The following is a 14,308-nucleotide window of genomic DNA, read 5'->3' as shown; positions in this document are numbered from 1 at the left end:
AAAAGCGGACAGGATGTCCGCGCTCCAAAGTTAACCCTGTTTCACGTGAATCATCCCCAGGCCTGATTCACGTGAAACAAGCGCACAATGATTCACGTGAAACAGGCCCGCTTCTTCGGGAAGCGCCCCCCCTTCCTTATCCCCGCATGGAACCGATCGCCGTGGCCAGACCGGCCTCGTCCCTGACGGGTAGCGAGCACCGCTGGCCGGAGCAGACGAAGACCGCTGGCTCGTCGCTGACACCGGCATTGCGCACCGCATGGCCCTCCGGCAGATCCTCGGGGCTTTCGACCCGGACGACGGTTCTGGTCGGGAAGGGTTGATCGAGAGCGGCATGGTATAGCCGTTCCGCTGTTTCTCCGTGGCCGCTCACGACGATCTCCAGGCCGTGGAGCCTCAGGTCCAGGGCGTTGAGCAAGGAAGCGTGCCCGAAGACATTCCCGGCCATTGCCGGCGACAGGGCGGTCAGCACTTCGTCTCCCCGCTGCAGCCAGCGCTCCTCACCTGTTAGGACAGCGAGGCGGAAGAGATTGTCCGCCATGATGCCATTGGCGTTGGGAACGGCATCATCGAGGGTAGAGCGTGGTCGGGTGATAAGGGCAGCGGCATCCCTGGCTGTGAGGAAATAGCCGCCGCCCTCGACATCCGCATAATCGTGTTCGATTGCCTCCGCCCAGCCCAGGGCCTGAGTGAGATAATCTTGTCCCGCTCCGGCTTCATGAAGGGCAAGCGCGGCGCGGATCATGGCTGCAAGATCGGTGGCCAGGCCCGGCTTCAGCAACCGGCCGTCACGCCAGGAATGGCCGAGCCGCGGCCCGTCGGCCATGGATTCGGCGACGAAACGAAAGGCTGTCCGGGCGAGATCGAGCCAGCCCGGCTTGCCGAACACGACGGAGGCTCGAGCGAACGCCGCGATGGCGAGGCCATTCCAGTCGGCCAGGACCTTGTCGTCGCGGGCTGGTGCGACGCGCCTGGCCCGCTCGGCAATCAACCTGGGTCGCAGGTCCTGCCAGCCGATCTCGAGAGCCGGTTCGAGGTCCGGCTTGTCGAGGCGATTGGGAATGGATTGGCCTTCCCAATTGCCGCCGTCGGCGATGTCGAATGTATGGGCGACGAATTCGGCATCGTCCACGCCGAGGATCTCGACGAGTTCATGGGGTTTCCAGACATAGAAGCGCCCTTCATGCCCCTCCGAATCGGCATCGAGCGAGGCGGCGAAGGCCAATCCGTTCGAGATCTGGCCATCGCCTGCCATCATCTCGCGTTGCAGCCATTCGACCATCTCGGTGGCTGCCTGGCGGAAGAGATCGCGTTTGGTCTCCTGCCAGGCCAACGCCAGCAGTTCGAGCAACTGGGCATTGTCGTAGAGCATCTTTTCGAAATGCGGCACCAGCCAATATTCATCAACGCTGTAGCGGGCAAAACCGCCGCCGACATGATCGCGGATGCCACCCTGACAGATGCGTTCCAGCGTCAGCAGCATCAGCTTGCGGGCCTCGCTGCCCGGCCCGCCACGCCAAAGCAGTTCGAGATAGGATGCGTTGGGGAATTTCGGCGCGCCTTTGGTGCCGCCATTGATGGGATCGGTAATGCCGGCCAATGCGCTGATGGCCTGGGCGAGGCCGTTGGCGTCGAAAGCGCGATCGCCACGCTGGGGGATACGATCGAGCACGTCGAGGAGCGCCTGGCGGTTGCGGCCGACCCTTTCGAAATCGGTGTGATAGGCCTTGGCGATGGCTTGGAGCACGTCGACGAAACCGGGACGGCCATAGCGCGATTCGGGCGGATAGTAGGTGCCGCCCCAGAAGGGTTCGCCGCCGGGCGTTAGGAACATGGTGAGCGGCCAGCCGCCCTGCTCCCCGAGAGCGTGGAGAGCGGCCATATAGATCTGGTCGATATCGGGCCTCTCCTCGCGATCCACCTTGATGTTGATGAAAAGCTCGTTCATGACGGCGGCGATATCGGGATTTTCGAAGCTCTCATGCGCCATGACGTGGCACCAATGGCAGGCGGCGTAGCCGACGGAGAGCAGGATCGGTTTGTTCTCGGCCCGAGCACGCGCCAGGGCCTGTTCGCCCCAGGGCTGCCAATGCACGGGATTGCCGGCGTGCTGGATCAGATAGGGGCTGGTTTCATGAGCGAGGTTGTTTTGCAGCGCGGTGGACATGATGGCAGCCTCTCTTTCGATAAGAGAGTATGGGGTCGCCGGGTGGGAAGTAAAAGCGTGGCTGTGTCGCGGAGGCGGGAAGTTGCCGGGCTTGCTGGAGTTTTCATGCATGGCTGAGACCATTGTCGCGCTTGCCTCGGGTGTCGGCCGTGCCGGCATCGCCGTGATTCGGTTGTCGGGGCCTTCGGTTCGATTCGGGTTGGAAACGATTGCCGGCGATGTGCCGCAGCCTCGCCGTGCCGCGTTGCGACGGCTGAAAGATCCGAAAAGCGGAGAAGTGCTCGACGAGGCCCTGGTGCTGTTCTTTCCGGGACCGGCCAGCTTCACAGGCGAGGACGTCGCCGAGTTGCAGGTGCATGGCGGCCGGGCCATCATTTCCGGTGTGATCGCCGCGCTCGCCGCTCTGCCGGGCTTTCGCTTGGCCGAGCGTGGCGAATTCACCCGGCGCGCCGTCGCCAACGGCCGGATGGACCTGACCTCGGCGGAGGGCATTGCCAGCCTGGTCGAAGCGGAAACATCAAGCCAGAGGCGGCAGGCGCTACGCCAGGCGGGCGGTGCGCTGGAACGGGTGGCAATGACCTGGCGGCAGCGTCTCGCCGCCCTGCTGGCCCTGATGGAGGCGGAGATCGACTTCCCCGACGAGGAGGATGTCCCTGCCCTGTTTGCATCCGTACGTGCCGGTGCTGGCACCTTGCTGGCCGAGATCCGGGCAGCGCTTGCCGGTGCGCGAAACGGTGAGCGGCTGCGCGAAGGCGCGGTGATGGTGATTGCGGGCCCACCCAATGCCGGCAAATCCACGTTGCTGAATGCCTTGGCCCAGCGCGACGTCGCCATCGTCTCGCCTATCGCTGGTACCACCCGCGATACGCTGGAGGTGCATCTCGATCTCGGCGGCTATCCGGTGACACTGATCGACACCGCCGGCCTGCGCGAGACCGCGGATATGGTCGAGGCGATCGGCGTGGAGCGGGCAAAAGCGAGCCTCGATCGCGCCGATCTGGTGATCTGGCTCGAGGCTGACGATGCTCGCGCTGCCCCGCCCGTTGTGCCCGCCCCACTCATGCGCGTCCTTACCAAGCAGGACGATAGCCAGTATCCCCTGCCGCAAGGTCTTTTGCCTGATGGTTTCGAGCTCGGTCTCTCGGCTCGCAGCGGCGCCGGCATGCCGACCTTGCTCGAGCGGCTCGAGCAGGCAGCGAGGGCCGCATTGGAGAGCGGCGAGACCGCCCTGGTGACGCGGGAGCGCCATCGGCGGGAGCTCGAGACCGTGACGGCGCATCTGGCGACGGTGCAGGCGGCGGATGAGGCGACGCCGGTGGAATTCGTCGCCGAGGACCTGCGCCTGGCGGTGCGTGCCATCGGCCGCCTGACGGGCAGGGTCGATATCGATGAAATCTATGACGTGATCTTCCGCGAATTCTGCATCGGCAAGTGAGGATCAGGCGCGCAACGCCGTGACCCGGGCTCCCGGCGGGGATTTGCCGTTTCTGGCGTCGATCTCCGAGGGCTTGCGGGCGATCATCATGTAATTGAGGTGGAAGGTCGAGGGGGTCGTTGCTCCCAGAAAAGCAAAGCGGACATAGGCTCGTACGGCCGAACGCATCAGCTTCTTGATGGGCAGTACCAGCCTGGCGCGAAGATGCAGGGGCGTTTCGGTGGGTGCCCGCAATTCCCGAAGCTCGAAGCCCGTGGAGCGCATCAGTTCACCGATGAAGCCGGCGCCGATGGCATTGACATGGGTAGGGTCACCGTTCTGGACGGGCAACGCAAATGGGCTGTCGCCGTTGGGAAAGCGGGCGATCAGATACCCGCCCGGCTTGAGCACCCGCGCGGCTTGCCGGCACATCTCCTGCAAGGAATCGTAGGGTATGTGCTCGAAGACGTCGAAGGCTGCTACGATATCGACGGATAGTGGCTCCAGCAGCCGAAGGTCATCGATCACAGGGAAGCCAGACTGCTCGGCTCGTTCCCGCAGCACGGGCTGAATCTCGATGCCGATTACGGTCAGGCCGTTCTTCCTGCCCCAGCCGAGGAAAGAGCCATTGCCGAAACCGATCTCGATGACCGTCGAACCCGATAGCGCCGAAGGAAGATACGCCTTGACTTCCGTGTTATAGAAGACGTCCTCGCCGCGATTGAATTGGCCGAATTCCGCCGCGTCCCAGCCTTTCCAATTTGCATAGGCTTCATAGGACATCGACCGAACTCCTTCGTCAATCGAGCAGGAGGCAGCTTAGATTGCCGGGTTATCGGGTTCAAGGCGTAGGCGTCAGGTCAAAAGGGCTTACGCCGATGGCGCATCGAGGTTGCCGGAAACACGCTCCTACCACTGCTGATTGATGCTCGTGTCTCCCCGATCATGGTTGGCCGTACTCCCCGATGTGACCTTTCGCCGGCATGACGCCTTCCCTTTGACCCGTGGAGACCTTCGGCGTAAAAGGCGCGCGAAGGATCCAATCCAATGAAGCAGCAATTCGATGTGATCGTGGTGGGCGGAGGTCATGCCGGCTGCGAGGCGGCGGCAGCCGCTGCGCGGCTCGGCGCCCGGACGGCCCTCATCACCCATCGCGCCGACACCATCGGCACGATGTCCTGCAATCCGGCGATCGGTGGGCTCGGCAAGGGACATCTCGTGCGCGAGATAGACGCGCTCGATGGTTTGATGGGCCGCGTCGCCGATCAGGGCGGCATTCAGTTCCGCGTGCTCAACCGCCGCAAGGGACCGGCCGTGCGGGGCCCGCGCGCTCAGGCGGACCGTGCCCTCTACGCTGCCGCCATGCAGACAGCCATTGCCGAGCAGGCCAATCTGAGCGTGATCGAGGGCGAGGTCCATGATATCGAGATCGCGGACGGCCAGGTCCAGGCTGTATTGACCGCGAAAGGCGATCGATTCGGATGCGGATCGGTTGTTCTCACCACGGGGACCTTCCTCAGCGGCGTCATCCATATTGGCGACATCAGGATGGCGGCCGGCCGTGTCGGCGAAGCCCCCGCGCTCGGTCTTTCCCGGACCCTCGCCCGTATCGGTTTCGAACTGGGCCGTCTGAAGACCGGCACACCGGCCCGTCTCGACGGCCGCACCATCGATTGGGCCTCGCTGGAAATGCAGCCAGGCGACGAGCCGCCGGAGCCGTTTTCGACACTGACCACGCATCTGCCCAATCCGCAGGTTTCCTGTGGCATCACCCGCACCACGCCTGAAACCCACAGGGTCATCCAGGACAATATCCACCGTGCTCCGATCTATTCCGGTCAGATCGAAAGTCGCGGCCCGCGCTATTGTCCATCGATCGAGGACAAGGTGGTCCGCTTCGGCGAACGGGACGGTCATCAGATCTTCCTGGAACCGGAAGGCTTGAACGACCATACCGTCTATCCCAATGGCATCTCGACCTCCCTGCCCGAGGATGTGCAGCAGGCCATGCTCGCCACCATTCCCGGCCTCGAGAAGGTAAGGATGATCCGCCCCGGCTATGCCATTGAATATGACCATATTGACCCGCGCGAACTCGACGCCACCCTGGAGGCGCGGCGGGTGCGTGGCCTGTTCCTGGCCGGGCAGATCAACGGTACCACCGGATATGAGGAAGCGGGTGCCCAGGGTCTCGTCGCCGGGCTCAATGCGGCGTGCCGGGCGGGCGGCGGCGACGGCGTCAGCTTCCGCCGCGATGAATCCTATATCGGCGTGATGATCGATGATCTCGTCACCCGCGGGGTCAGCGAGCCCTATCGCATGTTCACCTCGCGGGCGGAGTATCGTCTGACGTTGCGAGCCGACAATGCCGACCGCCGGTTGACCGATCGCGGTCTGGCGCTCGGCCTGGTCGGTACGGAACGTGAGCTGGCCTGGAAGGCCAAGCAGGCGGCGTATGAGGCAGCCTTGGCCTGGAGCCAATCCGTTTCGGTAACGCCCAACCAGGCCGAGGTGGCGGGCATTCACATCAATCGCGACGGCGTGAGACGCTCAGCCTTCGATCTCCTCGCTTATCCCAATGTCGGTTTCTCCGATCTCGCTCGTCTTTGGCCCGAGGCGGGTGAATTCGAAGCCGCCGTGCTGGAACAGGTCGAGATCGAAGCAAAATATGCGGTCTATCTGGAGCGGCAGAAGGCGGATGTGGCTGCTTTCCGTCGCGATGAAGATGTTGAAATCCCTCGCGATTTCGACTTTCAGGCCGTGGTCGGCTTTTCCAACGAGACACGGCAGAAATTTGCCAGCGTCCAGCCGCGGACAATTGGCCAGGCGAGCCGGATCGACGGCATCACGCCAGCAGCGACCACCCTTCTGCTGGCCGCCCTGCGCAAGCGCAGGCAGGCACGGGCCGCCCTCTGATCGATTCGGACTCGTATCGAATCTTTTTAAGAGCAGACGGACGCCAGCGGTGTTGGGAGCGACATGTCTCTCAATGCAGGCATCTCGCGCCCGGTCACGGGAGCGCCGTGTGTGGTGGGGAGATCCCAGCCGGACATGCCTGCCTGAGGGGACAGACCCTCGATGTGGGTGTTTCATGACGTTGGATTACTGCAGGTCTCACTTGCCTCTATAGCCTGCATCAGCCATGGTCCGGCCATGACTCTCGATAGCGACCGCCATGACGCCCTGCAATTCCTCCCTGTTTCACGTGAAACAGTTGGAGACTTTGACCTCTATGTCGAGCTGCTGCAGCGCTGGCAGAGGGTGAAGAACCTCGTGGCACCGTCGACCTTGCCGCAGATCTGGACGCGGCATATCGCGGACAGTGCTCAATTGCTCCCGCTACTTGGTGATGCCAGGACGATTGTCGATTTCGGTAGTGGCGCGGGCTTTCCCGGCATGGTCCTGGCGATTGCCAATAAAACGGTTCCTGGGTTTCGGGTACATCTGGTTGAGTCAAATGGCCGCAAGGCTTCCTTTCTGCGCGAGGTCGCCCGCATAACCGGGGCACCGGTGACGGTACACGCCGTCCGGATCGAGGATTTCGTCTCAGAATGGCAAGATCGCGCCGATCTGATCACGGCTCGTGCCTTGGCGCCACTCGTCGAGCTGCTCGATTACAGCGCGGAGTTGTTGAAAACAGGTGCTCGAGCCTTGTTTCTCAAGGGTCAAGATGTAGAGCAGGAATTGACCCAAGCCACTAAATATTGGAATATCCAGGCAGAATTTATACCGAGCCTTACTGACTCGACCGGGCAGATTGTTTCGATCAAAACCGCGACAAAGCACCTGGGCGAGTAAAATTTAGATGCCGTTTCCAAGCTTCAGGCTGCAGGAAAGATGGGTGCCATGACGTTGCCGCGTATTCTCGCTATTGCCAACCAAAAAGGTGGGGTCGGCAAGACCACGACAGCCATCAATCTCGGCACGGCGCTTGCCGCAATCGGTGAAGATGTGCTGATCATCGATCTCGATCCGCAGGGCAACGCCTCGACGGGTCTCGGCATCGGTATGAAGCAGCGCGTGCGCACTACCTATGATGTGATGGTAGGGGACTGCGATCTGCGCGCGGCGATTGTCGAGACCGTGGTGCCGCGGCTGCATATCGCGCCATCCAATATGGATCTGCTCGGCGTCGAGCTCGAAATCGCTGGTGAGCGCGACCGGGCATTTCGTCTGCGCAAAGCCATTCATGCTTTGGCGTCGTCGAGCGATTTCCGCTGCTCCTATGTGCTGGTGGATTGCCCGCCCTCGCTCAACCTTCTCACAGTGAATGCCATGGCGGCAGCGGATGCCGTTCTGGTGCCGTTGCAATGTGAATTCTTTGCACTTGAAGGGTTGTCCCAACTTCTGCGTACGGTGGAGCAGGTTCGCAATTCGCTGAATCCACATCTCAGCATCCATGGCGTGGTGCTGACCATGTATGATGCCCGCAACAATCTTTCCGGGCAGGTCGTAGCCGATGTTCGCGAATTCTTGGGTGAGAAAGTCTATCAGACGGTGATCCCTCGTAATGTGCGCGTGTCGGAGGCACCCTCTTACGGCAAGCCCTCCCTGCTTTATGATCTGAAATGCCCGGGAAGCCAGGCCTATGTTCGTCTCGCCTCCGAAGTGATTCAGCGCGAGAAACTATTGCGTGCCGCGTAAGGACCGACCATGACCTCTGATGATAAAATGCGCCCGCGCCTGGGACGCGGCTTGGCTGCTCTGATCGGCGATGCCGGTGACGAAGGGGCGGCGATCGAGCGAGCTCGCGGTCAGCGCCGCGTGCCGACGGGCTTCCTGCGGCCCAATCCGAAGAATCCACGTCAGAATTTCAGCGAAGACGAACTCGAAGATCTCGCAAATTCCGTTCGCGAGAAGGGTATCATCCAGCCCATCCTGGTGCGCGCCGTCGCCGGTAGCATGGATGCCTATGAAATCATCGCGGGTGAACGGCGCTGGCGCGCTGCTCAGCGTGCCGAGCTTCATGATGTACCCGTAACGATCGTCGAGGCCTCGGACAAGGAGGCGCTCGAACTCGCCATTATCGAGAACGTCCAGCGCGCGGACCTTAACGCCATCGAAGAGGCGGTCGGCTATGATCGGCTGATCGAGGAGTTCTCCTATTCGCAAAACGACCTTGCGAAGGTGATCGGCAAGAGCCGCAGTCATGTGGCGAACACGCTGCGTCTGCTCAAGCTCCCTGACGCAATCAAGACCAATGTGGTGAGCGGCAAACTGACGGCCGGACATGCTCGCGCTCTGTTGTCGGTTTCCGATCCCGAAAGTGTGGCCAGGCTGATCATCGATGAGAACATGTCGGTGCGGGACGCCGAGAGCATCGTGCAGGATCAGTCGCAAAGCGCCGGCAAGACATTGAGGGCGCGCAGCCGCGTCGAGAAAGATCCCGATACGATTGCGCTGGAGCGAACCATCTCGGACGTACTCGGCCTCAGGGTTCTGCTCGATCATCGTGGTGATGGCGGCGAACTTAAGATTCGCTACAAATCACTTGAGCAGCTCGACGACCTTTGCCGCCGGCTGCGCGGCTAGAATACGTGTCGGCATTGCGAACCAAAGTGGAAGCTGGTTTTCAAAAAAGCGGCGCTATATCAATTATATAAGGCGTCCGATCCCAGCTCTGGAATTGGATTGAACGCTGAGCGCTTTCGATCTCCTTCATCCACGGCCAGGGCGAGCCGAAGGCCCTGACGCAGCGATGAAGAGGGCAAGACCGGCTTCGGCTCCCGTAGGAAGCGCTACCTAATCAACCGGCTTTCCGATTAGCCGCGCCACGTCGGCGCGGTATGACACCCTCATCCGAGTGCCCCTCCCATGCAGATCACCCTCACCACCTGGAACATCAACTCGGTCCGTCTGCGCATGGGGCTGGTCGAGCGTCTCGTAAGGGAGAAGAACCCGGATATTCTCTGCCTGCAGGAAACCAAGGTCGAGGACGGCAAGTTCCCCCTCAATGACGTGCGCAAGCTCGGCTTCGAACATATCGCCTTCAATGGGCAGAAGGGCTATCACGGCGTCGCGATCTTCTCGCGCCTGCCCTTCGAGATGGTCGACAAGCGTGAGTTCTGCCAGAAGGGCGATGCCCGTCATATCTCGATCCGCCTCGGCGCCGAAGCAGGGCTGAAGCAGCCCCTGACCGTGCATAATTTCTATGTGCCGGCGGGCGGGGATATTCCCGATCGTGAGCGCAATCCAAAGTTCGGCCACAAGCTCGATTTTCTCGCGGAGATGCATGCCTGGTTTGCCGGCGATTTTCCGCAGGCCAATGGCCGTGCACTGCTGGTGGGCGATCTCAATATTGCGCCTTTCGAACATGACGTCTGGAGCCACAAGCAATTGCTCGATGTGGTCTCGCATACGCCGGTTGAAACGGAAGCGATGAAGGCGATGATCGCGGTGGGGGGCTGGATCGACCTGATGCGTGAGTTCACGCCCGAACCGGCCAAGCTTTATACCTGGTGGAGCTACCGTGCGGCCGACTGGATCGCCTCCAACCGCGGCCGACGGCTCGATCATATCTGGGCGAGCCCGAGCCTGACCGGTACGGCCCGGTCGATCGAGATCCTCAGCCAAGCCCGTGGCTGGGAAAAGCCTTCCGATCACGTGCCGGTCACCGGCGTGTTCGAGATCGAGTAAAGGCTCATAAGCGCGACATAGCCGAGAGGCCGCAGGTCAGACCGGCCCGCAAAAGGCCGCTTGCATCGGACCTTGGGTCATAGCCTAGAGAGGATCGCAGGAGGTTCCGATGCGATCCGTATACCCCGACGATAGTCACCTGACGGCCGCCGAATGCGCCCGCCGCATGAACCTGACGGTTCGAGCGCTGCGGGTCTATGAACGGCATCGGCTGATCGCGCCGCCGCGGACCGGCAAGAATTGGCGCCTCTATGGCGCGCGCGAAATTGCCCGGCTCAACGAAATCCTGGCGCTGAAGCATCTGGGCCTCAGTCTTGCCCGTATTGCGTCCTTGCTGGCCGGAAAGCAGACGGATCTCGCGCATCTTCTCGCGCTTCAGCAGCAGAGCGCTCTCGACATGCGTGCCCGCGCCGAACGCAGCCTCGCACTTCTCGCGGGGCTGCGCGCCCGACTGGCCGAGGGTGCGGCTGTCACCGCGGATGATCTCATCAAATTGGCGAAGGAAAGCAACATGGCGGATACGAGATCCGAGACCGTCGCCTGGCGACGCTACGAACAAGCGCGGCCTCGCACGGCAATCCCGGCCGACCGGCAGAAACTGCCCGACTATATCGGACATTACGAGCTTCGGGAGGGTGGACTGATCACGGTTGTCCTGCAGGATGATCGGTTGTTCGCCAGGGTGAGCGGGCAACCGGCTTTCGAGCTGTTTGCGGAAGGCGAGGATGCATTCTTCTATAAGGTAGTGCCGGCCCAGGTCGACTTCAGTCGCGATGCCGGAAAAGTCGTCGGCCTCGTGGTCCATCAGGACGGCTATGAACATGCGGCCCAGCGCGTTGATGAGGAGCGGGCGCGGCACAACGAGGCCAAGCTCGAACGCCGCATCCGGGAGAAGATTCCCGTCCTCGGTGGGGAGGCTCTCCTGCGCGGCATCATTCAGGATCATCTTCGCGGCGAGCCTGATTATGCGGGCATGTGTGAACCGCTGGCCGGACACGCTCGCGAGCAGGCGGCTTCGGTCCATGCCAGTCTCGCCAGGCTCGGCGCCCTGCAATCCCTGACGTTCAAGGGCGTTTCGCAGGCGGGGTTGGACATCTATGACGCCGGTTTCGATGGCGGCGATTTGGAGTGGGGGTTTGCGCTCGCACCGGATGGAAGGCTCAGTGCCCTCTATCTGCGTCCCTTGCCATAGGTCTATGGTTTCCAGAAAATTAAGCCGGCAATTTATTGCCGGCTCCTTTGAATTAACCAAGTTGAGAAACTACTGCCAAAACCTGAACGAATCGCCGACGAATCGGAAGAACCCGAGCGTTGCGGGACAATTCTCTTGACGAAGGGCACCGATCGAATCGAGCGAGGAAATCGGCCTTACGCGCGATCGGTGGCCACTTGGTCTCTCGATTTCGCTCGGAGCCGGTCGAACGGGCGCTGCTCGATGGCAAAAGACTCGGTTCGGCATCGCTGAAATGCAGCAATCAATAGTCGGCTAAAAATGATGCAGAACTGCTCCCCCCATAGGCGAAAATCGAGCCCACGCGGTACCAGCTTAATCAAGGTGTCCCGTTCTGGGACGGGAGCCTTGGATTCAGTTCTCAGTGGCCCCAAAACGGGAAGCGGTGAGAGTCAGGCGTCCGAGCTGAGTGCCTATGATGATCTTGAACGGGGCGAGCACATGGGTCTCGCCGACCGGCGCGAGCCATAATTCGATGTCGCGATTATCGACCATGAACTTGGTCTGGGATCGCGAAGGCCGGTGGCCGGCGATCGGCACATAGCGCGCCGAGCAGACAATGGTGGGGCCGGCATAGCCTTTGCCGCTGACCTGTTCGGTTCGGGCATAGGACAGCTTGATGTCGAAGCGCTGGGCTCCGTCGAACACCGGAAGGGAGCGTCGGCATGCCGAGGCGTCGAGGGTCGCGCCGCCGGCAACCGGCACCAGGATGGCTGAAAGAGGGTCGATCACGCCGTGCTTGTTGGCGTCCGTGAGCGGCACTCGATCCTTGCGCGGCGGCAAGTCGGGCTGCAGTTGCAGGGCGGTGACATTGCCACCCGCAAGTGCCATCTGCACCGATTGTGGCTTCTTGCCCGCCACCGAGGTGAGCGTATAGGCGGACGGCCGGACCTGGCTGGGGCCGAGCCTTCCCGATGAGGAGGCCGAACCCCGGCCATCGCTGATCAATTTGATCAGTCCGCCGACCTTGGCGGAGGCCTCGATCTTGTAGGGGCCGCCCTCGCTCAGATTGATGGCGAGACTTGCCGTGCCGATGGGAAAGCCGGCAAGGGTCACGCCATAGTCTATCGCCGTTTTGGCGCTGGCAGCGGCGGCCAGCGAAGGCGCGAGGCCCGCGGTGATGAGAAAGCCGGCGCCGAGCGCCGAGCGAAAGAAATGCGAAATCGTCACGCCGGTCTCCGGGGCCGCCTGCTGTGTCGGGCCCGAATTCGGATCCGGCACGGCAGGTCATTGTTGTCGCGTCGTTTTCGCCGAAAACCGGCGTCCACATTTCGGCACGATGTTCCAGTCGCCGTGCCCCTCATGCGCATGGAATCTCTCAGGCGCATTTTAACAAGGTAAACGTTACGTAAATCTTGCCGGGGCAGGTGCACCCGGAGCCATCTTGGCGTGCTCAGGCTGAATGGTCGATGAATCAGACGTGGCGCAATTGTGTCGTACGGAGCGCACGCATCTCAGAGACATGCTTGCATGTCGCGATGTCCGCCTCTTTTCGCAACGGTACCGGTTCCAGGATAGGGGTATCGCAGTGTGCAAGCCTGTCACTGACAGATCCGCACTCCGATAAAATCGCCGGCGCGGTTTACTACAATGCCGTCGCGATCAGTTCGCTGCCCTGACGCTCCTCGATCCGCACGCGCATGAAGTTGCCGGGGCCAAGCGGCCTGTCGGGCCGCACGGCCGCGAATTGCGTGGTGCGGCCCATGCCGCCTCGCTCCATCAGGATCTCGCGGGTTTTGCCGGTTTCGCCAGCGAGGAAGCGCGTCATCGCCCGGCCGCCGGCGTCCCGCAAACGGGCTGCCCGCTGTTTCACCTCGGCCCCGCCGACGGGAGGCATGCGGGCCGCCGGCGTGCCGGGCCGCGGCGAGAAGGGGAAGGCGTGCAGATAGGTGATGCCGCATTCCTCGATGAGATCGAGTGAACGGGCGAACATAGCCTCGTCCTCGGTGGGAAAACCGGCGATCAGGTCGGCCCCGAACACGATGTCGGGCCGCAGGCGTCGGGCCTCGGCGCAGAAACGGATTGCATCCTGACGCGAATGCCGGCGCTTCATGCGCTTGAGGATGAGGTCGTCGCCGGCCTGCAGGGACAAATGCAGATGCGGCATCAGCCGCTCCTCTTCGGCCAGCGCCCGCATGAGGTCGGCATCGGCCTCGACCGAATCGATGGATGAGAGCCGCAGGCGCGGAAGCTCCGGTATCTCGCGCAGAATGCGACGCACCAACGTGCCGAGGGGCAGGGGATCAGGCAGATCGGGGCCATAGCTGGTAAGATCGACCCCGGTCAGCACGATCTCCTTATAGCCAGCCTCGACCAGGCGGTGGATCTGCGCAATCACCGTCTCCGGGGCCAGGGACCGCGAATTGCCGCGGCCGAAGGGAATGATGCAGAAGGTGCAGCGATGATCGCAGCCATTCTGGATCTGCACGAAGCCGCGTGCCCGACCCTCGAAACGCTCGACCTGCGGCAGGGCGATGTCCCGTGCTGCCATGATGTCCGAGGTGACGAGCTTGCCCGGCGCCTCGGCGAGGGAGATCCAGGTCTGGGCTTTCAGCTTTTCGGCGTTGCCGACCACGAAGTCGACTTCCGGCATGGCGGTGAAGCTGACGGCATCGGTCTGCGCGGCGCAGCCGGTGACGGCGATCCGCCGCTCCGGATTCTCGCGCTTGAGCCGACGGATGGTCTGCCTGGCCTGGCGCGTCGCCTCGGCTGTCACCGCGCAGGAATTGATCACGGTCAGGTCGTCACGGACGCCGATGGCCGTTTTCATCGCCTCGGATTCATGGATGTTGAGGCGGCAGCCGAAGGTGACGATCTCGGTCATGGGCGGTCTGGCATGCCGGCATGGCCGGCGCTGTCC

11 protein-coding genes are annotated in these 14,308 nt (G+C 62.2%); 7 read left to right on the top strand and 4 right to left on the bottom strand.

Annotation, left to right across the window (positions count from 1 at the left end; translation table 11 throughout):
- Positions 1-136: 136 nt before the first annotated feature.
- Positions 137-2,167 (bottom strand): thioredoxin domain-containing protein, encoded by a 2,031-nt coding sequence (locus tag ACZYTC_RS19190; RefSeq protein ID WP_441772194.1) that lies wholly within the window; start codon positions 2,165-2,167, stop codon positions 137-139.
- 109 nt (positions 2,168-2,276) lie between these two features.
- Here ACZYTC_RS19190 and mnmE point away from each other — a divergent pair, with 109 nt between their 5' ends.
- Positions 2,277-3,602, top strand: a complete 1,326-nt coding sequence (mnmE, locus tag ACZYTC_RS19185; protein WP_488990302.1) for a tRNA uridine-5-carboxymethylaminomethyl(34) synthesis GTPase MnmE — start codon at positions 2,277-2,279, stop codon at positions 3,600-3,602.
- 3 nt (positions 3,603-3,605) lie between these two features.
- Here the strand turns inward: mnmE and ACZYTC_RS19180 are convergent, their stop codons facing one another.
- Positions 3,606-4,364, bottom strand: a complete 759-nt coding sequence (locus ACZYTC_RS19180) for a class I SAM-dependent methyltransferase (protein ID WP_481273331.1) — start codon at positions 4,362-4,364, stop codon at positions 3,606-3,608.
- A gap of 264 nt (positions 4,365-4,628) precedes the next feature.
- Between ACZYTC_RS19180 and mnmG the strand changes: the two genes are divergently transcribed.
- The 6 genes from mnmG to ACZYTC_RS19150 all read left to right on the top strand — a co-directional run bounded on the left by mnmG (position 4,629) and on the right by ACZYTC_RS19150 (position 11,409).
- Positions 4,629-6,497 carry a tRNA uridine-5-carboxymethylaminomethyl(34) synthesis enzyme MnmG gene (gene mnmG, locus ACZYTC_RS19175; protein WP_488990301.1) on the top strand — a complete coding sequence of 623 codons (1,869 nt, stop codon included), beginning with the start codon at positions 4,629-4,631 and terminating at the stop codon, positions 6,495-6,497.
- A 237-nt stretch (positions 6,498-6,734) separates the two neighbouring features.
- A complete protein-coding gene (gene rsmG, locus ACZYTC_RS19170) occupies positions 6,735-7,379 on the top strand; it encodes a 16S rRNA (guanine(527)-N(7))-methyltransferase RsmG (RefSeq protein ID WP_488990300.1) in 645 nt (214 codons plus the stop codon).
- A 39-nt stretch (positions 7,380-7,418) separates the two neighbouring features.
- Positions 7,419-8,225 carry a ParA family protein gene (locus tag ACZYTC_RS19165; protein ID WP_434958918.1) on the top strand — a complete coding sequence of 269 codons (807 nt, stop codon included), beginning with the start codon at positions 7,419-7,421 and terminating at the stop codon, positions 8,223-8,225.
- A 9-nt stretch (positions 8,226-8,234) separates the two neighbouring features.
- Positions 8,235-9,113, top strand: a complete 879-nt coding sequence (locus ACZYTC_RS19160) for a ParB/RepB/Spo0J family partition protein (protein WP_434958919.1) — start codon at positions 8,235-8,237, stop codon at positions 9,111-9,113.
- 282 nt (positions 9,114-9,395) lie between these two features.
- Complete coding sequence (gene xth / locus ACZYTC_RS19155; protein WP_434958920.1) at positions 9,396-10,217, top strand: exodeoxyribonuclease III; 822 nt, start codon at positions 9,396-9,398, stop codon at positions 10,215-10,217.
- A gap of 109 nt (positions 10,218-10,326) precedes the next feature.
- Positions 10,327-11,409 (top strand): MerR family transcriptional regulator, encoded by a 1,083-nt coding sequence (locus ACZYTC_RS19150; RefSeq protein WP_441772189.1) that lies wholly within the window; start codon positions 10,327-10,329, stop codon positions 11,407-11,409.
- 393 nt (positions 11,410-11,802) lie between these two features.
- Here the strand turns inward: ACZYTC_RS19150 and ACZYTC_RS19145 are convergent, their stop codons facing one another.
- Together ACZYTC_RS19145 and mtaB are read right to left on the bottom strand one after the other, a co-directional pair.
- Positions 11,803-12,618, bottom strand: a complete 816-nt coding sequence (locus ACZYTC_RS19145; protein ID WP_434958922.1) for a DUF3108 domain-containing protein — start codon at positions 12,616-12,618, stop codon at positions 11,803-11,805.
- 415 nt (positions 12,619-13,033) lie between these two features.
- A complete protein-coding gene (gene mtaB, locus ACZYTC_RS19140; protein WP_434958923.1) occupies positions 13,034-14,272 on the bottom strand; it encodes a tRNA (N(6)-L-threonylcarbamoyladenosine(37)-C(2))-methylthiotransferase MtaB in 1,239 nt (412 codons plus the stop codon).
- Positions 14,273-14,308 lie beyond the last annotated feature (36 nt).

Source organism: Labrys sp. F242, assembly GCF_057813875.1.
The sequence above is the reverse complement of the archived record's forward strand: the minus strand, read 5'-3'. Positions and strand labels throughout refer to the sequence as shown.